We start from the raw sequence: 22,793 nt of genomic DNA, 5'->3' as shown, positions 1-22,793 counted from the left end.
CAGGACGCTGGTCGCATATGCCTCGGGGCCCGACGCCGGTGGAGTCGGCGCCCGCTCGGTGACGGGTCGCCTCAGCGGGCGACGTAGCCGCCGTCGACGGGGAGGGCGACGCCGACGACGAAGCTGGCTCCGGGGCTGCACAGCCACAGGACGGCCTGGGCGATCTCCTCGGCGGTACCGAGCCGGTTGATCGGCTGGTTGGCCTCGGCCTCGGCGAGGTCGAGCTCGCCCTTGGCGATCATGTCGCTGACCATGGGCGTGTTGACGGTGCCGGGGCAGACGGCGTTGACGCGGATGCCGCGCGGGGCGTACTCGAGGGCCGTACTGGTGGTCAGGCCGATCACTCCATGCTTGGAGGCGTGGTACGAGGCGCGGCCGGGGAGGCCGACCAGGCCGCCGAGCGAGGAGCAGTTGACGATGGCGCCGCCGCCCTGGGCGCGCATGTGCCGCAGCTCATGCTTCATACAGGCCCATACGCCGCGCAGGTTGATGGCGTTGACGCGGTCGAACCGCTCGGCGGGCTCCTCGGCGGCGTCGCTGGCCGGGATCTGGATGCCGGCGTTGTTGTAGGCCATGTCGAGTCGGCCGAAGGTCTCGACCGTACGGTCGACCGCGGCGGCGACCTGCTCCTCGTCGCTGACGTCGCAGGTGAGGGCGAGGACTCGGTGGCCCGCGCCGCTGAGCTCCTTCGCGGCTGCGTTCAGGGCGGCTTCGTCGATGTCGGTGAGGGCGACGGCGGCCCCGGACTCGGCGAAGGCGCGGGCGGTGGCCAGGCCCATGCCGGAGCCGGCTCCGGTGACGAGGGCTACGTGGCCGGTGAAGTCGTAGGCGGGTTTCATCGTGCGTCCTTCGCGGTCGGCTCGGTGATGCGACAGATTGCGGCAGATCAGGGAGCGGGTTCGATTCAGGATGCGGGCTCGATGGTGACCGGGACCTCGTCCGCGGCGGCCAGCTGCTCGGTGGCACTGTCGGGCAGGTGGCCCAGGATGATCAGGCCGTCGGCGTAGGGGGCGTCGCGGTAGTACGTGACGAGCTGGCCCCAGGGCGCGTAGTAGGCGAGGTCGCCGACGCGGGGGTCGGCGCCTTGCGGGGCGCCGGAGGTGGACAGGGGGCGGGACAGGTCGGCGATCTTCTCGGCCTGGTGGAAGTCGGTGAGGGTCAGTTCGAGGGGGAGCTGGTCGGCCAAGTCCCGGGCGGTAGCGCTGTCGTTGAGGGTGACCTCGACCGGGGTGCCGTCGATGGTGATCCGGATGTTCATGGCGTTCCTGCCGGAGGCGGTGGACGGGGCGGGGGCGGTCGCTGCCCGCTCGGGAGCGGAGGACGCCGTCGTCTGCTCCGGAGGTGCCGAGGACGGGGAAGAGTCCTGGGTGCAGGCGGTCGCGGTGAGCAGCAGCGCGGCGGTTGCGGCGGCGCGGGCGAGGACGGAGCCGACGCCGACCCATGCGAAAGTGGCCACGGTGGTGCTTCCTTCTGTACGAGGGTGGGAACCGCAACCGGGACCCGGGAACGGCCGCTGGAAATCCAGCCTCGCCCGCGAGCGCAGGCACGAAAAGCGGAGGGATCCATCCCGGGAGAGATACATCCTGGGAGGAAACTCTCCCCTCTTCCCCGGGTGCGATCGATGGAATGCTGGGAAGCATGACCAGCAATGTCCCCCTCAATGAGCTGGGAGAATTCCTCAAGAAGCGCCGCTCGGAGCTGAGCCCGCGCACGGTCGGGCTGCCGGAGACGGGCGGACCCCGCCGGGTTGCCGGGCTGCGCCGCGAGGAGGTCGCCCAGCTCGCCTCGATCAGCACGGACTACTACACCCGGCTCGAACAGGGCCGTATGCAGGCGTCCGCTCCCGTGCTGGACACCCTCGCCCGCGTACTGCACCTCGACGACGACGAGCGCGGCTATCTCTTCCAGCTCGCGGGCAAGATCACCACCCGCCCCCGCCGCCAGGGCAGGCAGAAGGTTCAGCCACAACTGCAACGCGTGCTGGACGATCTCACCGCGACCCCGGCCATCGTGCAGGGACGGCGCGGCGACATCCTGGCGTGGAACGCGCTGGCGGCCGCGCTGGTCACCGACTTCTCCCGTATCCCGGAGAAGCACCGCAACTACCCGCGGCTCATCTTCACCGATCCGGCGATGCGCAGCCTGTACGCGGACTGGAAGGGCTCGGCGCAGATCGCCGTGGCACAGCTGCGGATGGAGGCGGCGAAGTATCCCCAGGAGCCGCGGCTGATCGAGCTGGTCGGTGAACTGTCCACGCGGGACCAGCAGTTCGCCCAGTGGTGGGGCGAACACAAGGTCGTGGCCCGCACCGTGGGCACCAAGACCCTCAACCATCCGGTCGTCGGAGAACTCGTACTGGACTGGGACACCCTCACCGCCAACACCGACCCCGACCAGCACCTCACCGTCTGGACCGCCGCCCCCGGTTCTCCCACCCACGAGCGGCTGCGCATCCTCGCCTCCTGGGCCGCCGATCAGAACATGGCGGCCTCTTCTGCCCCTCGCTGACCATTGCTGCACGTAGCGAAGAAGCGCTTGCGGTCAGCGCGAGGCCACCAGCCGGAGCGTGTCCGCCAGGCCGCGGTCCCCGGTGCGGTGCTCGGCCGGGAGGATGTACGTCCGCAGGCCGCAGGCGGTCGCGCCGCCGTCACGTACGGGGTTGTCGCCGACCATGAGCGTGGCGCGGGGGTCGGCGCCGAGGTCGGCGCACGCCTTCAGGAACAGCTGCGGATCGGGCTTCTCGCGGCCCTGCTCGTAGGAGATGACGCAGGTGTCGAACAGGGACTCCAGGCCGTGGTGGGTGAGGTGGGTGCGCAGGTCCCAGGCGAAGTCGCTGACGATGCCGATGCGCAGACCGCGGTCGCGCAGGGCGCGCAGCACCGGTTCGGTGTCGGGGTACGGGATCCAGGCGTCCGGCGCGGTCAGTTCCCGGTAGGCCGCCTCCTCCGCGCCGCGCAGGAAGTCCACCCGCTCCCACCAGCCGTGCATGGCGCGGCGGTGCTGTTCGCGGGAGAGGTCCCGGCCCTGCTGGAGGGCGACGACGGTGGGCAACTGGAAAGCGGTGCGCAGCTGTTGGGAGATCTCGGTCAGGGCGCCGGGCTCGTTCAGTCGGGCGAGGCGGCCGGAGGCGGCGCCTACGCGCCGCAGCCACGACTCCAGGTCGATCATCTGGAAGATGGTGTTGCTGAAGTCGAACAGCACGGCCTCGACCGGCGGCACGGGTGCGGCCATCTCGGCGTCGGTGGGGCGGTAGGCGCTGGGCGTTTCGAACAGGGTCTGAATCACGGGAGGGGCTGCTCTTCGGGGGTGACGGTCTCGACGGGGACTCCGAGGTCTCGGAGGGCCGCGAGCTCTGGTTCGGGGGTGCCGGTGTCGGTGATCACGGTGTGGTAGTCGGCCGCGGTGCCATAGGCGTACGTGGCGGTCTTGCCGAACTTGGAATGGTCCACCAGGAGCAGGGCCTGTTCGGCGGAGGCGAGCATGGCCAGCTTGACCTCGACGTAGTCGTTCAGCGGGTGGAAGAGGCGGCCTTCCAGGACGGCGGTGGCGGACATCAGGGCCAGGTCGGCGCGGAGTTGGGACAGGGCGCGGGTGACGGCGGGACCGGTGCAGGAGTTGAAGTCGCCGTGGTAGCGCCCGCCGAGCAGGGTGATGCTCACGCCGGGTGCGGAGCCGAGGCGCTGTGCCAGGCCGACGGAGTTGGTGACGACGTGCAGCTGGTCCAGCCGGGCCAGCGCCGGGACCAGCGGGAAGAGCGTGGTCGAGTCGTCCATGAGCAGGGTGCTGCCGGGCCTGATCCGGTCGGCGACGGCCGCGCACAGGGCGTGCTTGGCGTCGAGGGCGCTGTGTTCCCGGAAGCGGGTCGCGGTCTCCATGGTGAGGGCGGGGAAGGGGACGGCGCGTCCACGCTCCTTGCGCAACAGGTGGCGCCCGGCGAGGTCGTCCAGGTCCCGGTGCATCGTCATCAGGCTGACGTCGAAGTGCCGGGCGAGATCGTCGATGCGGGTCTCGCCGTGCTCGGCGACGTGGCGCAGGACGGCCTGCCGACGCTCCTCGACGGCGGCCTGCGACGGTCGCGTACGGGCGGTCACTGCGCCCCTCCTTCCGGGTGACTCCGGTCTCGCAGTTTCGCACACGGGCCGCCGGCAGCCGGGGGCCGTCCGGTCCTCGGCTGCCAGGGGGAGCATGGGCGCCGGCAACGTCGTACGCATGGCATGCACACCTACGGGCCGTCCACGGTGACCAGCACCTTGACCTGCTCCGGGTCGACGGAGGCGGCGAACGCCTTGGCGGCGTCCTCGAGCGGGTAGGTGGCGGTGACGATCTCGGCGATGTCGACGGCGCCCGAGGTGATGAGGGACATGGCGGCGCGGTAGTCCTCGGCGGTGTACATCAAGGTGCCCTCGATGCGGATCTCCCGGTCCTGGATCAGGTCCAGGCGGACCGGGGTGGGACCGGCGGAACCCACGCCCACCACCACGATCTGGCCGCCCTTGGTCACCAGATCGATGGCCTGCGCCATGGACTGCTCGCGGGCCACGCAGTCGAAGACGACGTCGGCCGGGCCGTCGAGCGCCGCGTGGGCCTCGTCGATCAGGCCGGGGGCGTCGGCGGGCAGGGCCGCGTCGGCGCCGAGGCGCAGCGCCCTGGCGCGCTTGGCCTCCAACAGGTCGGTGACGACGATGCGGGTGGCGCCCGCGTGCCGGGCGGCGATGAGCGTGAGCAGGCCGATGGGGCCGGCGCCGAGGACGACGACCGTATGGCCCGTGAGGTCGCCGACCTTGGCCACGGCGTGCACGGGGGTGGCCAGCGGCTCGACGAGGGCGGCCTGGAGGTCGGTCATGCCGTCGGGGACACGGTGGACGCGGTCGGCCGGGATGGTGAACAGGTCGCCCATGGCGCCGGGTGTCTGACAGCCGAAAACCTTCAGTTCCCGGCAGATGTTGTAGCGGCCGGAGCGGCACTGGGCGCACCGGCCGCAGTACAGGTTCGGTTCGATGATCACCCGGTCGCCGGGGGCGAAGTCCTCGGCCCCCTTCCCCGCCTCGGCGACGACGCCGACCGCCTCGTGGCCGGGGCGGTAGGGCAGGTCGATGAAGGGGTGGTGGCCGGTCGCGGCATGGGTGTCGGAGCCGCACACGCCGACGACCGTGGTGTGCACCAGGAGTTCGTCGTCGCCGGGGACGGGGGCGGGCACATGCTCGATGGTGATGTCGGCGAGGGAGCGGACGAGGACGCGGCGGATCTGGTCGGTCATGGGGGAGGGGTCCGTTCGGTCGGGGGCGTTCAGGCGACGGTGAAGATGCCGGTCGCGCCGGGGGCGTCCTGGATGGCGGTGGCGATGAAGTCCGGGGCGCCGGCCGTCACTTGACCGCTCCCAGGGACAGTCCGCGTACGAGTTTGTCCTGGGCGGCGAAACCGGCGATGAGGACCGGCAGGGAGACCAGCGTGGCCGCCGCGCACAACCGGGCCAGGAACAGGCCCTCGTTGGTGATGAAGCCGACGAGGAACACGGGTGCGGGGGATGCCTGGGTCGCGGTGAGGTTGACCGCGAACATGAACTCGTTCCAGCTGAAGATGAAGCAGATCAGCGAGGTGGCGGCGAGTCCCGGCATGGCGACCGGCGCGACGACCCGCAGCAGCACGGTGGGCAGCCCGGCGCCGTCGACCTCGGCGGCCTCCAGGATCTCCTTGGGGACCTCGGCGAGGAACGAGCGCATCATCCACACGGCGATCGGCAGGTTCATCGCGGTGTACAGCAGGACGAGCGTCCAGATGTTGTCCAGCATGCCGATGTCCTTGACGATCATGTAGATCGGCAGCAGCGCGGCGATGAGCGGCAGGAACTTCGTGGACAGGAAGAAGAACATCACATCCGTCCACTTCTCGACCGGCTTGATGGACAGCGCGTACGCCGCCGGGACCGCCAGGGCGAGGACCAGCAGGGTGGAAAAGACGCTCGCCATGGCCGAGTTGAGCAGGTACGGGGTGATGTCCCGCTCCAGCAGGAGCGAGAACTGGTCCAGGGTGAGCGGGGCGAGGAGGCTGGGCGGGTTGGTCGCCGCGTCGGCCTCCTGATGGAAGGCGGTGAGCACCATCCAGGCCACCGGCGCGAAGAAGGCCAGGGTGGCCAGCCAGGCGACGAAGGTCCACAGGGGCGACAGACGCGGGGCCAGTCCGGGGTCGTCGTCCCGCTTCCGACGGCGGGGACGTCGTACGACGGTCGCGGTTGCCTGGGCGCTCATCGGGACGTCTCCTCACGGAACAGGGAGGCGACGACGCGCAGGGCGAAGGTGGCGATGACGATCGAGCCGATCACCACGACGACGCCGGCGGCCGCGGCCTGGCCGTACTCGAACTTGCGGAACATGGTCAGGTAGATCTCGTAGGGCAGGTTGGTGGTCTGGGAGCCGGGCCCGCCCTGAGTGATGGTGAAGACCGCGTCGAAGGTCTGTACCACGAAGATCGAGCCGAGCACGATCCCGAGCTCGATGTACTGCCGCAGGTGCGGCAGCGTGATGTGCCGGAAGGTCTGCACGGCTGAGGCCCCGTCGACCCGGGCGGCCTCCAGGACGTCACCGGGCTGGGCCTGCAGACCGGCCAGCAGGATGAGCATCATGAACGGCGTCCACTGCCATACCAGCGCGATCACCAGGGCCGGCATGGGGAAGGTGGAGATCCAGTCGACGGTGGGGCCGTTGTCCGCTCCGAACAGGCGGTATACGGCGTTGAGGGTGCCGTTGAGGAGCCCGTAGTCGGGGTTGTAGATCGCGTGCTTCCACAGCAGCGCGGCGGCGACCGGCATCACCAGGAACGGGGCGATGAGCAGGGTGCGCGCCAGGCCCCGGCCGCGGAAGCGGCGGTCGAGCAGCAGGGCCAGACCGAGGCCGAGGAGCACGCTGAGCACGACGACGGACGCGGTGAGGACGCCTGTGTTGAGGACCGCGTGGCGCAGCCGGTCGTCGGTGAAGACGAGCGTGTAGTTGGACAGGCCGGTGAAGCGGCGCTCGTCCGGTCGCAGGATGTTCCACTGGAAGGTGGAGATCACGAGTGTGGCCACGAACGGCAGTTGCGTGACGACGATCGTGAAGATCAGCGCGGGCAGCAGCGGGAAGCGACGGCGCCATTTGCTGAGGGTCGTGGGCTTCGTCCGGCGGACGGGTGGCCGTGTGGTCGGCTTGGGGAGCTCGGTGAGCGTGGTCATGGGCGTGCTTTCCTCCGCGGTCGGCGGATGGGGGCGTGCGGGGACGGCGCCCCGGCCGACCGGGTGGCCGGCCGGAGCGGGGCGGCTCACTTGTAGTTCTTGGCGACGTCCTCGGCGAGCTTCTGGCCGTCGTTGAGCGCCTTGTCCACGCTGGTCTTGCCGGCGATCGCGGCGGAGATCTCCTGGGTCACCTTGGTGCCGAGGTCCTGGAACTCGGGGATGGCGACGAACTGGATGCCCACGGTGGGCCGCGGCTGCGTGCCCGGGTTGGCCGGGTCGGCCTGCTGGATGGACTTCAGTGTGATGTCACCGAAGGAGGCGGAAGCCTTCTTGTACGCAGGGATCTCATAGGTGCTGGCCCGCTTCCCGGCGGGCACCCGCGGCCAGCCCAGCTTCTCGCCGACGAGCTGCTCGTACTCCTTGCTGGACGCCCACAGCATGAACTTCGAGGCGGCGTCGGCCTTCTTGGTCGTCTTCGGCATCGCCCACGCCCAGGCCCACAACCAGCCACTGCTGTCGGTCTTCATCGTCGGCGCGTACGCGTAACCGATCTTGCCGGCGGCCTTGCTGCTCTTCGGGTCCTCCAGGGACCCGGCCGCGCTGGTGGCGTCGTACCACATGGCGACCTTGCCCTGGCTCATCCCGTTGAGGCACTCGGTGAACCCGGCCTGCGGCGCCCCCGCCTCACCGTGCTTGCGCACCAGGTCGACGTAGAACTTGGTGGCGTCCTTGAAGCCGCCGGTATTGACCTGGGCCTTCCAGTCCTTGGTGAACCAGGTGCCGCCGAAGGTGTTGACCATGCTGGTCAGCGGCGCGCCGAGCTCGCCCCAGCCCGGCAGGCCGCGCAGACAGATCCCCTTCATCCCCGGCTGGGCTCCGTCGGCCTTGGCGGCGAGGTCGGCGACCTGCTGCCAGGTCGGGCGCTCGGGCATCGTCAGGCCCTTCTCGGCGAAGACGTCCTTGCGGTACATCAGGAACGACGACTCGCCGTAGAACGGCAGGCCGTAGAGCTTGCCGTCCGAGCCGGACAGCGACTGGACCATGGGCTTGAGCAGGTCGGCCTTGTCGAAGTTCTTGTCCTTGTCGGCGTACGAGCCGAGCTCGGTCAGCCAGCCGTTCTTCTCCCAGATGGGCACCTCGTACGCGCCGATGGTGGCCACGTCGTACTGACCGGCCTGGGTGGCGATGTCCTGGGTGACCTTGTCGCGCAGCTCGTTCTCGGGCAGCACCGTGAAGTTGACCTTGATGCCGGTGTCCTTGGTGAAGCTGTCCTTCGTCAGCTTCGCGATGTCCTCCATCTGCGGGTTGCCGACCATCAGCACGTTGATGCTGTCCCCTCCGGCGGAGGAGCCGCCGGCTCCGGCTCCGGAACAGGAGGTGGCGAGGAGGGCGGTGGCGGCGGCGCCGGCGATGAGGGCGTATCTGGTCGAGCGCATGTGTCGGGGGCCTCTCGTACGGGTGGAGCGGAAAACGGCGTAGGGGCAGGGGCTCGCGTGGAGGGCTCCGCGCGGCACGGGTGCGGAACGGCGGCTCATAGGGGTGAGCCTCGTTGCGACCTCGACGGAAGCCCGGCCAAGAAGGGGGTGGGTGCGGCCCTGGGGTGTGGGGCGCGGTATCGATGCCAGGAATTATTAGCAGGAGATGAGGCCGTTGTTAACACATAGTGCGAGAAAAATTATGTGGATCTATCGTTCGCGAGCATCGGTGGCGAGGGTGTGGCCGTGGTCCGCGTGCGGAATTCCCGCGATCTCCTGACCTTCGGCTGCGGGTCGGACAACCTGGCACGAGCACGTCACCCTGCTGACCCACGCGATGTGAAGGGCAACCCATGAAGCAGACGTTCGGCTCCTACCAGGACGAGATCTACCTCAACGGACTGGTGGGGGAGCTGTCGCCTTTCCCTATGAGCCATGGGGAGTTGGAGGCGAAGGCTCAGGCCGCGATGTCGTCCTCGGTGTGGTCGTACGTCGCCGGAGGCGCCGGGGATGAGCGGACGCAGCGGGCCAACGTCGAGGCTTTCGAGCGCTGGGGGCTCATCCCGAGGATGTTCGTCGGTGCTGCCGAGCGTGACCTGTCGGTGGAGCTCTTCGGGATGACCTGGCCGTCACCGGTGTTCATGGCCCCGGTCGGGGTCATCGGGTTGTGCGCCCAGGACGGGCACGGCGACCTGGCCACCGCACGGGCCGCCGCCCGCACCGGAGTGCCCATGGTCGCCTCCACCCTTTCCGTCGACCCCATGGAGCAGGTCGTCCCCGATCTCGGCGACACGCCGGGCTTGTTCCAGCTGTATACGCCGAAGGATCGGGACCTGGCGGAAAGCCTCGTCCGCAGGGCCGAGGCGGCCGGGTTCAAGGGCATCGTCGTCACCCTCGACACCTGGGTCCCTGGCTGGCGTCCGCGCGATCTCGCGAGCGGCAACTTCCCCCAGCTGCGCGGGCATTGCCTGTCGAACTACACCTCCGACCCGGTCTTCCGTTCCCGGCTGACCCGTACGCCGGAGGAGGATCCCCAAGCGGCCGTCCTGCAGTGGGTCCAGGTCTTCGGCCACCCCCTGACTTGGGACGACCTGCCGTGGCTCCGCTCACTCACCGACCTGCCACTGATCGTCAAGGGCATCTGTCACCCAGAGGACGCCCGGCGCGCCAAGGATGGTGGTGTGGACGGCATCTACGTCTCCAACCACGGCGGCCGGCAGTCCAACGGCGGCCTCCCTGCCCTGCAGGTACTGCCCGCCGTCGTCGAGGCCGCCGACGGATTGCCGGTCCTGTTCGACTCCGGCGTTCGCAGCGGGGCCGACATAGTCAAGGCCATCGCCCTCGGTGCCACCGCCGTCGGCATCGGCCGGCCCTACGCCTACGGCCTCGCCCTCGGCGGCACCGCCGGCATCGTCCACGTACTGCGCTCACTGCTCGCCGAAGCCGATCTGATCATGGGCGTCGACGGCTATCCCACGCTCGGCGACCTCACTCCGGAGGCCCTCCAGCGCGTCATGTGAGACGAGACGCTCGCCGCCAATACATCGGATCTATCGTGAAGGGTCTCGGGGTCGGCGAATGCCGAGGTGCCTACCCACCCGGCAATTTCGGCCAAGGTGCGTCGCCTACCCAGGCTCGATACGGTCCGAACCGTTGACGTCATCGGATGAATCTTCTACGTTTCCGTCGCGACCACACCTCGCGAATCCGGCGCAGCCATCGCGCTCGGTGTGAGCCACTCCGAACCCCCCACCCCCGGAGGCAGTTCATGAGAACCGCGCTCAGACAGCTGTCCCTCCTCGCCGCCTTAGCCGTACTGCTCGTGCTGCCCTCACCGACCGCTGTCGCGGACACGGCCGCGCCCGGACGCACGTACCACGTCGCCCCCGCCGGCGCCGACACCGCGAGCGGTACCGCTGCCCGGCCGCTGCGCACCATCGGCGCCTGCCTCTCCCGCGTCCGCCCCGGCGACACCTGCCTCATCCACCGCGGTACCTACCGGGAACAGGTCACACCCCCGTCCGGCACCAAGGACGCCCCGGTCACCATCGCCGCGTACGGCGACGGCCCGGTGACCGTCGACGGGACCGAGCCCGTGACCGGGTGGCGGGACGCCGGCGGCGGACTGGTCGCCGCCGACACCGAGCTTCCGCCCGACCCCGACTTCAACGCGGTGTTCCTGGACAACGAGCGTGCCGCAGAAGGCCGTTGGCCCAACTCCGGAGCCGACCCGCTGAACATCACCTGGGCCGAGGCGGACGCCACCTCCACCGACCAGCACATCGACGACACCGACCTGCCCGACGCCGACTGGACCGGCGCGACCGTGCACCTGTGGGCAGGCTCCAACCCCTGGGCCCAGCAGACCGGCACCGTCACCGCCAACGCGCCCGGCAAGCTGGACTTCAAGGGCGGCAATTACCGCTGTCCGCCGCTGTGCATGGGCAACCAGAACTACCGCAACTACTACCTCGTGGGCTCGAAGGCCGCTCTGGACCAGCCGGGGGAGTGGTACTACGACGAGTCCGCGCACCGGCTCTACATGGTGCCGCCGAAGGACGGTATGGCCGGGCACACGGTGACCGCCAAGCACCGGCTCTGGGGCGTCGACCTGAGCGACAGCTCGTACGTCACCGTCCGCGGTCTGAATCTCTTCGGCACCTCGCTGCGAACGGGCAACGACAGTACGGGAGTCACCGTCGACCGCCTGCGCGCCGAGTACATCTCCGAGTTCTCCACGCTCCCCATGCCGCCCGACAGCGACCTCGCGGTCGAGCCCTTCGAAGGCCATATCGTCGCCTCCCGGATCCTGGACTCGGGCGTGCAGCTCCTCGGCACCGGCAACACCCTCAAGAACAGCGAGATTTCGCAGTCCGCGGGAGACGGAGTCCTGGTGCGCGGCACCGGCAACACCGTCACCAACAACTACATCCACGACGTCGGCTGGATGGGCAGCTACACGCCCGGCATCGAGATCAACGGCAACGGACACACCGTCACCCACAACACGATCCGCCGCACCGGACGGGCCGCCATCGACACCGCCTGGCAGCTCAACGGCACCGAGTACCACGACAACCGCATCGCCTACAACGACATGTCCGAAGCGATGCGCACCTCACGCGACGGCTCGCCCTTCTACGTCTGCTGCAGCCTCAACGGCTCCGGCAGCTCCATCGACCACAACACCTCGCACGACGCGGACGGCCAGGTCGGCTACTACGTCGACAACTACTCCGGCCACTTCCTGCTGCACCACAACGTCGCCTGGAACACCGGCGCCCGCGGCACCTTCTTCAACGGCCACACCGGCCCGAGCATCGCCAACCGTGACCACAACTCCAGCTACGGCGTGGGCATCGACGGCAACTCGGTGCGGCTGAGCGGCGCGACGGACGCCTCCGGTACGTACATCAGCAACATCATCGGGCCGATGCCGATCAGCGTCAGCCAGACCGGCGACCCGCTGCCCGTGGTCCGCTCCAACCTGATCAGCGACCAGCCCGGATACACGGACGCCGTCAACGGCGAGTTGTGGCTGAGGCAGGGCTCGCCCGCCATCGACGCCGGCGAGACGGTCGACGGAGTCACCACCGGCATCCGGGGCGCGGCTCCCGACCAGGGCGCGTACGAGTACGGCGAGCCGATCTGGTCGACCGGCTGCAATCTGCCGGGCTGTCAGCAGCGAGTGCGGCACGGAACCTGGACCGCCACCGGGAGCGACGGCACCGATGCCTCCGCCGTCACCGACGGGGACATCAACACCCGCTGGACGGCGGCCAGTTCACAGGCGCCGGGTCAGTATCTGACCGTGGACCTCGGTGAGGCCAAGACCTTCGGCCGCCTCTCGCTCGACGCGGGCCGCGACACCAGCGGTCAGCCGTACGGCTTCTCCGTCTCGGTCAGCCGCGACGGCAAGAATTGGGGCGAGCCGCTCGCACGGGTCTCGGGCCGCTCCTTCACACAGGACGCCGTGTTCCCCCGCCAGACCACCTCCCGCTACATCAAGATCACGCTCACCGAGAGCGGACCGGTGCCGTGGGTCGCCAATGACATCCGGCTGTACGGCGAAGGGCCCGACGCCACTTCGACGCTGCACGCCGAAAAGGCCACGGCGGTACGGGGCGTGAAGCGCGGCACCGCTGCCACCGGCGTCCTCGGTTCCGGCGACTGGGTGGGCTACCGCAAGGTGAACGTCGACGGTAGCCGGCTGACTGTACGTCGCGCCTCCTCCTGCGCGCGCAACTGCTCGCTCGAGCTCCGCCTGGGCTCTCCGGACGGTCCGCTCGCCGCGGTGCTGCCCATCAAGGGCACCGGCGACTGGCTGGAGCAGTCGGTGCCGCTGAAGCGCAAGGTCACGGGCACGCACGACGTCTACCTCGTGGCGCGGGGCGAACGGCAGGTCGCCGCACTGGACTGGCTGACCATCAGACGCTGACCCCCGCGAACGTGCGGCCGGGCGACGGGAATTCGGGTCCCGCCGCCCGGCTTGGCGTGTTCGTCACGCGTACCGCTTCCTGTCACGCATGCGCCACTGGGCCTTCCCTGACCTTCGGTGCTCTTGGAACACTCAGCCCGCTCAGGTCCCCCGTGTCGCACCAACGTCAGGACAAGAGGTCTCCGGCCATGTCTGAAGTGAATCGGCGTCGTTTCCTCCAACTCGCAGGCGGCACCGCGGCGTTCACCGCGCTGTCGGACAGCATCGCCCGGGCCGCGGCCATCCCCGCCGGGTATCGCCACGGCACCATCGAGGACGTCGAGCACATCGTCGTCCTGATGCAGGAGAACAGATCCTTCGACCACTACTTCGGCTCCCTCAGAGGCGTCCGCGGCTTCGGCGATCCGCGCCCGGTCACCCTGGAGAGCGGCAAGTCGGTCTGGCACCAGTCGGACGGCACGAAGGACCTGCTGCCCTTCCACCCGGAGGCCGACGACCTCGGCATGCAGTTCCTGGAAGGCCTGCCGCACAGCTGGTCCGACGGGCAGGCCGCCTACAACGGGGGCAAGTACGACAAGTGGGTTCCCGCGAAGGGCACCACGACCATGGCGTACCTGACCCGCGAGGACATCCCCTTCCACTACGCGCTCGCCGACACCTTCACGGTCTGCGACGCGTACTACTGCTCGTTCATCGGCAACACCGACCCGAACCGCTACTACATGTGGACGGGTCACACCGGCAACGACGGCCAGGGCGGCGGACCCGTCATGGCCAACGACGAGCTCGGCTACGACTGGACGACCTACCCCGAGCGCCTCGAGAAGGCCGGGATCTCCTGGAAGATCTACCAGGACATCGGCGACGGCCTGGACGCGAAGGGCTCCTGGGGCTGGATCCAGGACGCCTACCGCGGCAACTACGGCGACAACTCGCTGCTGTACTTCAACAAGTACCGCAACGCCCAGCCCGGCGACCCGCTCTACGACAAGGCCCGCACCGGCACCGACGTCAAGAACGGCGACGGCTACTTCGACCAGCTGAAGGCCGACGTCAAGGCGGGCAAGCTGCCGCAGATCTCCTGGATCACCGCCCCCGAGGCGTTCTCCGAGCACTCCAACTGGCCCACGAACTACGGCGCCTGGTACATCGCCCAGGTCCTGGACGCGCTCACCTCCAACCCCGAGGTCTGGTCGAAGACCGCGCTGTTCATCACGTACGACGAGAACGACGGCTTCTTCGACCACGTCCTGCCGCCGCTGCCTCCGCGGTCCGCCGCACAGGGCAAGTCCACCGTCGACGTCACCCTGGACCTGTTCCCGGGGGACTCGAAGTACGTCGCCGGCCCGTACGGACTCGGCCCGCGCGTGCCGATGCTGGTCGTCTCGCCCTGGAGCAAGGGCGGTTACGTCTGCTCCGAGACCCTCGACCACACCTCGATCCTCCAGTTCATGGAGCGCCGTTTCGGGGTGCGCGAGCCGAACATCTCGCCGTGGCGGCGTACCGTCTGCGGTGACCTCACCTCCGCCTTCGACTTCTCCCGCAAGGACAGCAGGCCGGCCGCCCTGCCGGACACCGACGAGTACGAACCGGCCGACCGCGAGCGCCACCCCGACTACAAGCCGACGGTCCCCGCCGACCCGAGCATGCCGAAGCAGGAGCGCGGCCTGCGCTCGTCCCGCCCCCTGAAGTACGCGCCGAGGGTGGACGGTTCCGCGGACCCGGCGGCCGGCACGTTCACGCTCACCTTCGCCTCCGGCAAGAAGGCGGGCGCCTCCTTCCACGTCACCTCCGGCAACCGCACCGACGGCCCGTGGACGTACACCACCGAGGCCGGCAAGAGCGTGTCGGACACCTGGAACTCCGTGTACTCGAACGGCTCGTACGACCTCACGGTGCACGGGCCGAACGGCTTCCTGCGCACGTTCAAGGGCTCCGGCAAGGCGGCCGGACCGGAGGTCACCGCGCGGCATGCCGGGGACGACGTGGAGCTGACCTTCACGAACAAGGGTTCCGGCACGGTGACGTTCAAGGTCGGCAACAGCTATGGCGGGCGGCCCAGGACGTTCAAGGTGCGGCCCGGCGCGACCGTGCGGCACACCGTGGATCTGCGGGCGAGCAGGCGCTGGTACGACTTGACCGTCGTCGCCTCCGGCACCGACAGCCCATTCCTGCGGCGCTTCGCCGGACATGTCGAGAACGGGCGGCCGGGGGTGAGCGACCCGGCGCTAGGGCGCTTCTGATGGACTTCCGCGGCGTCACGACGCCCAGCACGCACTCCCTCACTCTCGGCTCCGCTCGAGCGGGGGGACCCCCATGCCGCACGGCGCGAAGGGATAGGTGGCTCCGCCACATGACCCTTCACACCGCACGCCGATCGCACGCACCGGACGCCGCTCCTTCCTCCACGGCGATCCATCAGAAACGCCCTAGGTGCGGGCAGCGGAATGTGATCGGGAAGGACTGTCGGCCGTACGTCACTCAGAGCGGCGTGAGGTGTCCTGGCGCGGGTCGCCGGGGCACCAACGCCGGTTCGTACGACGCCGATTCGGGGTTCAGCGCGAGCACCGCGGCGACCGGGTGCTCCTCGGCTTCTTCGGGCTGCTCCGTGGGCAGTTGAGCGGGCTCCGGGACCGGGTGGGACAGCATCACCACGCCGCGGGCCGCGAGCGCCGCCCCCGCGAGCGCGAGCAGCACGCCCGCGGCTCCGCCTCGCAGGCCCTCGCCGAGCAGGGCGAGGCCGATGATCGCGGCGGCCACAGGGTTGGCCAGCGTCACCACCGCGAGGGGTGCGCCGAGGCCGTCGCGGTAGGCGGTCTGCGCCAGCAGGAGTCCGCCCGCCGCGAAGGCCGCGACCAGCAGGGCCACCACGATCACCTGCACGCTGAGGAGGGGACCCGAGCGGTCGGTCGCGGCCACCGTCACGGTTTGCGTGAGTGCGGAGGCGACGCCCGAGGCGAAGCCGGACGCGGTCGCGTGTCGCAGGCCGGGGCGGGTGCCGGGCCGGGCGAGGAGGCCGATCACGGCCGCGGTGGTGCCCGCGACGGCGAGGGCTTCCGGCGCGCTCAGCACCTGGTCGGGCGCCGGCCCGGACGCCGTGACGAGCAGCGCGGCGAGCCCGGCCAGCGTGAGCGCCGTACCGCGCCACTCGACGGCACTGACCCGCCGCCCCGCCATCCGCGCGCCCAACGGCACCGCGGCGACCAGAGTGAGCGCGCCGAGCGGCTGGACCAGGGTGAGCGGACCGTACTTGAGGGCGGCCACGTGCAGCAGCGCGGCGGACGCGTTGAGCGCGACCGACCACCACCACGCGCCGCTGCCGAGCAGACGCAGCGCACCGGAGTCGGAGTTCCGGGAGGCCAGCCGCTCCTGGGCGACGGCAGCTGCGGCGTAGGCGACGGAGGAGAAGAGGGACAGGACGACGGCGAGGACGGTGGCGTTCATCGGACGGCTCCCACGAGTTCCGGTGCCTTCGCCGAAGTCACGGGCTCCAAGGGCTCGTTCGCGGTCGTCGTCGTCCGGTGTGGCAGGCGGACCAGCGCGAGTACGCCGCCCAGCAGCGCCGCTGCCACGGCCGCGTCGAGCCAGTAGTGATTGGCCGTACCGACGATCACCAGCAGGGTGAGCAGCGGGTGCAGCAGCCACAGCCAGCGCCAGCGCGATCTGGTGGCGACGATCAGGCCGATCGCCACCATCAGCGCCCACCCGAAGTGCAGCGACGGCATCGCCGCGAACTGGTTCGACAGCGAGTCCGCCTCCGGCGAGGCCCCGTACACCGTCGGCCCGTACACCTGCCCGGTGTCCACGAGGTCCGCCATGCCGAGCATCCGCGGCGGGGCGAGCGGGTACGTGAGGTGCACCACCAGGGCGGCGGCGGTGATCGCGGCGAGAGCGCGGCGGGCCCAGAGGTAGTGCGTGGGGCGGCGTAGATACAGCCAGATGAGGAAGGCGGCGGTGGCGGGGAAGTGCACGGTCGCGTAGTAGGTGTTCGCGATGTGTATGAGGGTGTCGCTGCCCAGCAGTGCGGACTGTACGGCGCCCTCGCCGGGCAGATGCAGGGCCCGCTCGAAGTCCCAGACCTGGTTGGCGTTGCGGAAGGCCTCGCCGGTGTGGCCGGTGACCAGGAGCCGGCCGAGCTTGTAGACGAGGAAGAGCCCTGCGACGAGCAGGAGTTCGCGGACCAGGGGCGGCCGCCGTATCGCGGTGGCCCCGTCTCTTGCAGGCTCTGCTGGCGCTGCCATCCCCGGCCCCTTTGCTGTCCATGATTCATCGATACGCGAAGGTACCGATACGCCGCCGTACCGATACGCCACTGTACCGAAACTATTCTGTTTCGGTACAGTGGCGTATCGGTGGGCCTGCGTCACACTGGAAGCGGGCCGCGAAGCAGGCCACAGGACAGGCCGCCGGGCCCCGGAGACGAGCGAGGAGAAGAGCCATGAAGCCGCAGGCAGCGGACGAGCCGGAGACGGTCGTCGCCGCGCGCCGCTCGAAGCTCACGCCCGAGCGTGAGCGGGAGTTCTTCGATGCCGCGCTCTACCAGATCCGCGAGTGCGGCTATGACGCGCTGAGCATGGAGGGCATCGCCGCCAGCACCAAGTGCAGCAAGTCCACGCTCTACCGGCAGTGGAAGACGAAGCCCCAGTTCGTGGCGGCGGCGTTGCGCGCCCTGCACTCTCCGCGGCTCGCGGGCATCGACACCGGTTCGCTCGCGGGCGATCTGCGCGCCGCGGCACGGGCCGCGGGCGAGCGGTCCGACGACGACACCAAGCTCGTACAGGCTCTCGGGCACGCCGTGATGCAGGACCCGGAACTGCGGTGCGCGCTGCACGACGCGCTCATCGAACCCGAACGCGCGGCCATCAAGGAGATGCTCCAACGCGCCGTCGACCGCGGCGAGATCGCCGCCGACCAGCCGGCCCTGGAGTTCGTTCCCGCGCAACTGCTCGGCATGATCCGCGTACGCCCGATCCTGGAGGGCCGGTACGCGGACGCCGACTATCTCGTCCGTTACGTGGACGCCGCCCTGATCCCCGCCCTCGGACTGACGGAGGTCACCTGAGACTCAGGCCGTCGGCTCCGTGGAACGACCGGACGACGGCCTGTTCGCGCCGCACCGTGGGGACGGGGGCGGCGCGTACCCCCGGCCGGGTGGGAGCCTCCTTGAGCGGAGAGGCACCCCACCCGGCCGGATCCATGTCAGACCCTCAGACCCGTTCTCCGCTGCCGCCACCACCCTCGGCTTCCTTGATGCCCTTGGTTATCTCGTCGATGACGGACAGCTTCGGGGCCTTCTCGTTGTCGTCGAAGCCGAAGCGGACGATCACGAGCATGTCCGGGTTGGCCGGGGACGGGAAGGCCAGCGACTCGACGTAGCCGTCGTCGCCCTTGCTGGTGACGACCTTCCAGCGGACCGCGTAGCCCTTCTCGCCCGCCACGGTCACCGCCTTGGAGACGAGTTCGGTGTTCGAGGTGATCTTGCCGTAGGTCGGGCCGCCGTACGATTCCTCGGCGTTCTTGGAGATGTCCTCCTTCGCCGCCGCCTCGGCGGTGGTCGCCTTGATCTCCAGGGCCGCGGCCGGCAACGAGTTGGCGCCGCCGCGCACGCACTGCTGAGACGTGTCACCAGGACAGGGATACGGCCCCGTCGACACCGAGGCACCACCGTTCTCCCCGGACTGCCCCGTCCAGCCGTCGAGCACCGGAATGCTGATGCCGCTCAGCACATCGGTGGCGTAACCCTCCTCGGTCTGCGGCGGTTCCGGCTGCTCCGGAGCCTGGCTCTCACCGTCGTCCGGTGGTCCGCCCTGACCGCCGCGATCCTCTCCTTCGGGGCCCGGTTGGGTGGGTGCCGGGCGGGCGTTGCTCTGATCGCTGCCACTCGAATCGTCGCCCGAGGTCAGCGCGTACACCCCGCCGCCTATGCCCGCGAGCACCGCCACCGCCGCGGCGATCGCGATGCCGATCCGCAGGCCGCGGCGCGGAGAGCGGGGCGGCATGTCTGGAAACGCCCCCGGATACGCGCCCGGGTACGTCGCCCCGGGGGACGCCGCGTACGCCGGTGGCCCCCATCCGGCCGCCGCCGCGGCGGGACGGGTCTGCTCCGTCCACGCCTCTCCGTCCCACCAGCGCTGCTGTGTGGCGGGGCCGCCGTCAGTTGTCTGCCCGGGGTCGGGGTACCAGCCGGGGGGAGTCACGTGGGTCATGGGGACACGGTATGTGGCTCGTGTGAATTCAAGATGAGAGGGTCCCTACCGATTTAGTCTCGCCTCCGGGCAATTCGCCGACTCCCGTGTACGGACCGCCTGTTGACGATCGGCGACGTTCGCCGGACCTGGTCGGCGGCCTCCTCCGTCGTCTTGCGTCCGCGGCTGTCACCCGTGACGGCAACAGGCGTCCCGGCCAGGCGCCATGACGGCTCGGGGAGGACTAGGCTCGTGGCCTGTACGTCATTTGGGCGACCTGGGGAGGTAGCGGGATGACGGAGGCTCCCCTCTGGGAGCGCGACGCGGAACTCTCCGCGATCGCGGAGGCCGTCGACGCGCTGTGCGCCGGTTCGGGCGCGGGCAGCGTGCTGGTGTTCAGCGGCGAGGCGGGCATCGGGAAGACCGCACTGCTCGCCGAGGCCCGCCGGATCGCGCTGGACCGCCGCTGCACGGTGTGGTCGGCACGCGGCGCCGAGACCCTGACATCCGTCCCGTTCAATGTCGTACGGCAGTTGCTGCAGCCCGCGCTCGTATCGCTCATGCCGGATGAGGCGCGCGAGTACTTCGGCGACTGGTACGACATCGCCGGACCCGCCCTCGGCATAGCGGAGGCGGGCGAGCGCCAGGCCGATCCGCAGTACGTGTGCGACGGACTGGTCGCGGCGGTGCGCAGGCTCGCCCGGCGCGAGTGGCCGCTGGTGCTGCTCGTGGACGACGCGCACTGGGCCGACGAGGAGACCCTGCACTGGCTGGCCGCGTTCACCGAACGCCTCGGCGACCTGCCTGTCCTCGTCGTGGTCGCCCGCCGCCCCACGGGAGTCACCGGCGAGAGCGCCCGCCATCTCGACGCGATCGGCGCCAAGTCCCTTCCCACCGCCGCCCTGCGCGCGCTGACACCGGACGCCACGGCCGGACTCACCCGCGCCACGCTCGGCGAACACGCCGACACCCCGTTCTGCCGCGAGGTGTGGGCGGTCACCGGCGGCAACCCGTACGAAACCGTGGAACTCCTCGCCAAAGTCCAGGACAGCGCACTCGAACCGGTCGAGGAATCGGCCGCCGAACTGCGCGGACTCAACCAGTCGGCACGCGGCAAAGGCCTCGTCGACCGCCTCGAAGGGCTCGGCGTCGACGCCACCCGCTTCGCCTGGGCCGCCGCGATCCTCGGCACCCGGATCACCCTCGACCTCACGGCCGAACTCGCCGGGATGCCACTGGACGAGGCCGAGCGCTGCGCGGAACTGTTGAGCGCGGCTCGTATCCTCACCGAAGCCGACCACGTGAACGGCGAAGTGGCCGACGGCGAGCTGGAGTTCGTCCACCCGCTGATCGCCGGCGCCGTCTACCGCTCCATCCCGGACGGCCTGCGCACCGCCATGCACGGCGTGGCCGCCTCCGTCGTCACCGCCTCGGGCCTAGGCGCCGCGGCGGCCTCCCGCCACCTCCTGGAAGTACACCCGGACGACGACCCCGAACTCGTCGCGCAGATGCGCGAGGCCGCCCGCGAGCACCTCGCCGTCGGCGCCCCGAAAGCGGCCCGCCGCTGTCTCGAGCGCGCCCTGCTCGAACCCCCGCTGCCCGAGGTCCACGCGCGCGTGCTCTACGAGTTGGGCTGCGCCACCCTCCTCACCTCCCCGGCCACCACCATCCAGCACCTGCGGGAGGCACTCACCCTGCACGGCCTCGATCGCGAACTGCGCGTCGACGCCGTCTGCCGTCTCGCCCAGGCGCTTGTCCACAACGACCAGCTGGAGGAGGCCATCCGCACGATCGACGAGGAGGTCGCCCAGCTCAAGCCGGGCCCCGAGCGGATGCGGCTGCAGGCCGTCCACTACATGTGGGAAGGCCTCCACACCGGTGAACAGGACGCACCCGGTCGCTCCCGCCGCCTCGCCGACCTCGTCAAACCGCTCACCGGCCGCGACAACTCCGAGCGCGCCCTGCTCATCCTGCGCGCCTTCGACGCGGCGACCCGCGGCGAGAACGCCGAGGAGGTCGTCGAACTCTGCGACCGTGCCCTCGTCAACGGCCGCCTCGCGCCCGGACTCGGCTGGACCGACACCGAGTGGACCTTCGAGCTCCTGATGATGCTCGGCCTCTCCTACACGTTCGCGGACCGGCTCGACCGCGCCGAGAGCCTCTTCACCGAGGCCCGGCGCTCGTACGAGATCGCCGGCTGGAGCGGCGGCCATCTGGCCCTCGCGCTCGCCTACAGCGGCTATGTGCACCGCAGAAGAGGCCGCCTCCGCGACGCGGAGGACTTCCTGCGCGAGTCACTGAGGTTCGTCGACCGGGTGGGCCGGCGCCTGCCCATGCACTGGTTGGTGGCCTGCATGCTCATCGACACCCTGCTTGCCCGCGGCCACGTAGACGAGGCCGAGAACATCGCCGAACGCTACGCCTTCGAGCCACCCCACCCCTCCACGAACGTCACCCCCGACACCCACTCCGTCCGCGGCCGCCTCCTGATCGCCACCGGCCGAGTCGAAGAGGGCATCAACGAACTGGAGGTCGCCGCCAAAACGGCCGCCTCCCGCGGCGGCCACAACCCCGTGATGGCACCCTGGGCCGGCGACCTGGCCCGAGCCCTCGCCGCCTCCGACCCCCGCCGCGCAGCGGACATCGCCTCCGACCTCCGCGCCCAAGCCGAACGCTTCGGCACAGACACAGCCATAGGAGAAGCCCTCCGCTGCGCCGCCGCCCTGGAATCCGCCCCCCGATCAACCGACCTCTACGCCCAAGCAGTCACCTACCTGGAATCCTCCCCCTCCGCCTACGAACACGCCCAGGCCCGCATCGACTACGGCATCGCGTCTCGGTCGGCATCGGAACTCGAGCAGGGACTGACCTTGGCCGCTTCCTGCGGAGCGGACGGGTTGGTGACGAGGGCGCGGGAGGCGCTGGAGAGGCTGCGCTGACTGGGATGGCCGGCCGGGGCCACCGAAGTGAATCGGAGCGGCGGCCAGACACCGCTGCTACGTGAACTCCCTGCGGCATGCTGTGCCGCGTAGCAGCGCAGCACTCGTCAGCCGGACAAAGTCCCCTGGTGGAAATACAGGCGCCAGCCTGCTTCCGTCAGTCGCCAGAGGGAGCTCCGCCGGGCCCTGCGCCCTTGGTTGTCGGCGAAGTACGTCAAGTGAACGACGCCCGGCGCAAGGACTGCTCCTGACATCTTGCTGACCTTGACCGGGGAATCCGGGGACACCATCCCAGCACTCGTCACCGTGAGGATCGACTCTGCGTCCCACAAGCGGCCCGACGCTCCGATTTCGGTGAAATCCGGATGCAAGAGCTCCGAGACCTGGACTGGAGAAGCACGCACCTGCGGATCGAGCAGCCGCAACTCCCCCTCAATGGCCGCTTGCACGGCCCGCTCGCTCTCGTCCGGCATATACGGACCCTATGGATACCTGTCGCCGATGCACAGCGAATAGTTTCATGCAACGCGAACAGCAGTACCCACGGTGCTG

The 22,793-nt window shown here is 69.9% G+C and carries 18 protein-coding genes; 6 read left to right on the top strand and 12 right to left on the bottom strand.

Annotated features, from left to right (window positions below; all coding sequences use genetic code 11):
- Positions 1 to 71: 71 nt before the first annotated feature.
- Entirely contained in the window at positions 72 to 839 is a 768-nt protein-coding gene (locus OHT21_RS06820) for an SDR family NAD(P)-dependent oxidoreductase (RefSeq protein WP_328767347.1), read from the bottom strand.
- A 65-nt stretch (positions 840 to 904) separates the two neighbouring features.
- Positions 905 to 1,456, bottom strand: coding sequence for a cyclophilin-like fold protein (locus tag OHT21_RS06815; RefSeq protein ID WP_328767346.1), 552 nt, complete (start codon positions 1,454 to 1,456; stop codon positions 905 to 907).
- 170 nt (positions 1,457 to 1,626) lie between these two features.
- Between OHT21_RS06815 and OHT21_RS06810 the strand changes: the two genes are divergently transcribed.
- Positions 1,627 to 2,508, top strand: a complete 882-nt coding sequence (locus OHT21_RS06810) for a helix-turn-helix domain-containing protein (protein ID WP_328767345.1) — start codon at positions 1,627 to 1,629, stop codon at positions 2,506 to 2,508.
- Between the two features lie 33 nt (positions 2,509 to 2,541).
- Here OHT21_RS06810 and OHT21_RS06805 read toward each other — a convergent pair whose 3' ends face one another.
- The 6 genes from OHT21_RS06805 to OHT21_RS06780 form a co-directional block, all read right to left on the bottom strand.
- A complete protein-coding gene (locus OHT21_RS06805) occupies positions 2,542 to 3,285 on the bottom strand; it encodes an HAD family hydrolase (RefSeq protein WP_328767344.1) in 744 nt (247 codons plus the stop codon).
- The gene (locus tag OHT21_RS06800; RefSeq protein ID WP_328767343.1) at positions 3,282 to 4,091 is read right to left on the bottom strand and encodes a DeoR/GlpR family DNA-binding transcription regulator; all 810 of its coding nucleotides are present in this window, start codon (positions 4,089 to 4,091) and stop codon (positions 3,282 to 3,284) included. Before OHT21_RS06800 ends, OHT21_RS06805 begins: the two co-directional genes overlap by 4 nt.
- Before the next feature lie 131 nt (positions 4,092 to 4,222).
- Positions 4,223 to 5,257 (bottom strand): zinc-dependent alcohol dehydrogenase, encoded by a 1,035-nt coding sequence (locus OHT21_RS06795; protein WP_328767342.1) that lies wholly within the window; start codon positions 5,255 to 5,257, stop codon positions 4,223 to 4,225.
- A 106-nt stretch (positions 5,258 to 5,363) separates the two neighbouring features.
- On the bottom strand, positions 5,364 to 6,245 hold the full coding sequence (locus tag OHT21_RS06790; RefSeq protein WP_328767341.1) for a carbohydrate ABC transporter permease: 882 nt from the start codon (positions 6,243 to 6,245) through the stop codon (positions 5,364 to 5,366).
- Positions 6,242 to 7,204, bottom strand: coding sequence for a carbohydrate ABC transporter permease (locus OHT21_RS06785; RefSeq protein ID WP_328767340.1), 963 nt, complete (start codon positions 7,202 to 7,204; stop codon positions 6,242 to 6,244). Before OHT21_RS06785 ends, OHT21_RS06790 begins: the two co-directional genes overlap by 4 nt.
- An 86-nt stretch (positions 7,205 to 7,290) precedes the next feature.
- A complete protein-coding gene (locus OHT21_RS06780; protein ID WP_328767339.1) occupies positions 7,291 to 8,640 on the bottom strand; it encodes an ABC transporter substrate-binding protein in 1,350 nt (449 codons plus the stop codon).
- Between the two features lie 392 nt (positions 8,641 to 9,032).
- Between OHT21_RS06780 and OHT21_RS06775 the strand changes: the two genes are divergently transcribed.
- The 3 genes from OHT21_RS06775 (at position 9,033) to OHT21_RS06765 (ending at position 15,360) form a co-directional block, all read left to right on the top strand.
- A complete protein-coding gene (locus OHT21_RS06775) occupies positions 9,033 to 10,199 on the top strand; it encodes an alpha-hydroxy-acid oxidizing protein (protein ID WP_328767338.1) in 1,167 nt (388 codons plus the stop codon).
- Positions 10,200 to 10,447: 248 nt separating this feature from the next.
- A complete protein-coding gene (locus OHT21_RS06770; RefSeq protein WP_328767337.1) occupies positions 10,448 to 13,117 on the top strand; it encodes a discoidin domain-containing protein in 2,670 nt (889 codons plus the stop codon).
- A gap of 188 nt (positions 13,118 to 13,305) precedes the next feature.
- Complete coding sequence (locus OHT21_RS06765) at positions 13,306 to 15,360, top strand: phosphocholine-specific phospholipase C (RefSeq protein WP_328767336.1); 2,055 nt, start codon at positions 13,306 to 13,308, stop codon at positions 15,358 to 15,360.
- 238 nt (positions 15,361 to 15,598) lie between these two features.
- Here OHT21_RS06765 and OHT21_RS06760 read toward each other — a convergent pair whose 3' ends face one another.
- Together OHT21_RS06760 and OHT21_RS06755 are read right to left on the bottom strand one after the other, a co-directional pair.
- The gene (locus OHT21_RS06760; protein ID WP_328767335.1) at positions 15,599 to 16,561 is read right to left on the bottom strand and encodes a hypothetical protein; all 963 of its coding nucleotides are present in this window, start codon (positions 16,559 to 16,561) and stop codon (positions 15,599 to 15,601) included.
- Entirely contained in the window at positions 16,558 to 17,358 is an 801-nt protein-coding gene (locus OHT21_RS06755) for a phosphatase PAP2 family protein (RefSeq protein ID WP_328767334.1), read from the bottom strand. The genes OHT21_RS06760 and OHT21_RS06755 overlap by 4 nt, the downstream gene beginning before the upstream one ends.
- A 197-nt stretch (positions 17,359 to 17,555) precedes the next feature.
- Here OHT21_RS06755 and OHT21_RS06750 point away from each other — a divergent pair, with 197 nt between their 5' ends.
- Entirely contained in the window at positions 17,556 to 18,179 is a 624-nt protein-coding gene (locus OHT21_RS06750; protein ID WP_328767333.1) for a TetR/AcrR family transcriptional regulator, read from the top strand.
- 145 nt (positions 18,180 to 18,324) lie between these two features.
- On the opposite strand, the gene OHT21_RS06745 is transcribed toward OHT21_RS06750, so the two are convergent.
- On the bottom strand, positions 18,325 to 19,323 hold the full coding sequence (locus OHT21_RS06745) for a DUF2510 domain-containing protein (protein WP_328767332.1): 999 nt from the start codon (positions 19,321 to 19,323) through the stop codon (positions 18,325 to 18,327).
- Between the two features lie 272 nt (positions 19,324 to 19,595).
- Between OHT21_RS06745 and OHT21_RS06740 the strand changes: the two genes are divergently transcribed.
- Entirely contained in the window at positions 19,596 to 22,241 is a 2,646-nt protein-coding gene (locus OHT21_RS06740) for an ATP-binding protein (protein WP_328767331.1), read from the top strand.
- A gap of 107 nt (positions 22,242 to 22,348) precedes the next feature.
- Here OHT21_RS06740 and OHT21_RS06735 read toward each other — a convergent pair whose 3' ends face one another.
- Entirely contained in the window at positions 22,349 to 22,714 is a 366-nt protein-coding gene (locus OHT21_RS06735; protein WP_328767330.1) for a nuclear transport factor 2 family protein, read from the bottom strand.
- Positions 22,715 to 22,793 lie beyond the last annotated feature (79 nt).

It is taken from the genome of Streptomyces sp. NBC_00286, assembly GCF_036173125.1.
GTDB lineage: Bacteria > Actinomycetota > Actinomycetes > Streptomycetales > Streptomycetaceae > Streptomyces.
Note: the sequence above shows the minus strand (reverse complement) of the source record. Positions and strands in the feature narration are given on the sequence as shown.

Excerpts from the sequence above, each read along its gene's own strand:
- OHT21_RS06780 (WP_328767339.1), bottom strand. The coding sequence starts at position 8,640 with ATGCGCTCGACCAGATACGCCCTCATCGCCGGCGCCGCCGCCACCGCC.
- OHT21_RS06765 (WP_328767336.1), top strand. The coding sequence starts at position 13,306 with ATGTCTGAAGTGAATCGGCGTCGTTTCCTCCAACTCGCAGGCGGCACC.
- OHT21_RS06795 (WP_328767342.1), bottom strand. The coding sequence starts at position 5,257 with ATGACCGACCAGATCCGCCGCGTCCTCGTCCGCTCCCTCGCCGACATC.
- OHT21_RS06740 (WP_328767331.1), top strand. The coding sequence starts at position 19,596 with ATGACGGAGGCTCCCCTCTGGGAGCGCGACGCGGAACTCTCCGCGATC.
- OHT21_RS06775 (WP_328767338.1), top strand. The coding sequence starts at position 9,033 with ATGAAGCAGACGTTCGGCTCCTACCAGGACGAGATCTACCTCAACGGA.
- OHT21_RS06745 (WP_328767332.1), bottom strand. The coding sequence starts at position 19,323 with ATGACCCACGTGACTCCCCCCGGCTGGTACCCCGACCCCGGGCAGACA.
- OHT21_RS06810 (WP_328767345.1), top strand. The coding sequence starts at position 1,627 with ATGCTGGGAAGCATGACCAGCAATGTCCCCCTCAATGAGCTGGGAGAA.
- OHT21_RS06790 (WP_328767341.1), bottom strand. The coding sequence starts at position 6,245 with ATGAGCGCCCAGGCAACCGCGACCGTCGTACGACGTCCCCGCCGTCGG.
- OHT21_RS06760 (WP_328767335.1), bottom strand. The coding sequence starts at position 16,561 with ATGAACGCCACCGTCCTCGCCGTCGTCCTGTCCCTCTTCTCCTCCGTC.
- OHT21_RS06785 (WP_328767340.1), bottom strand. The coding sequence starts at position 7,204 with ATGACCACGCTCACCGAGCTCCCCAAGCCGACCACACGGCCACCCGTC.
- OHT21_RS06750 (WP_328767333.1), top strand. The coding sequence starts at position 17,556 with ATGAAGCCGCAGGCAGCGGACGAGCCGGAGACGGTCGTCGCCGCGCGC.
- OHT21_RS06735 (WP_328767330.1), bottom strand. The coding sequence starts at position 22,714 with ATGCCGGACGAGAGCGAGCGGGCCGTGCAAGCGGCCATTGAGGGGGAG.
- OHT21_RS06755 (WP_328767334.1), bottom strand. The coding sequence starts at position 17,358 with ATGGCAGCGCCAGCAGAGCCTGCAAGAGACGGGGCCACCGCGATACGG.
- OHT21_RS06820 (WP_328767347.1), bottom strand. The coding sequence starts at position 839 with ATGAAACCCGCCTACGACTTCACCGGCCACGTAGCCCTCGTCACCGGA.
- OHT21_RS06770 (WP_328767337.1), top strand. The coding sequence starts at position 10,448 with ATGAGAACCGCGCTCAGACAGCTGTCCCTCCTCGCCGCCTTAGCCGTA.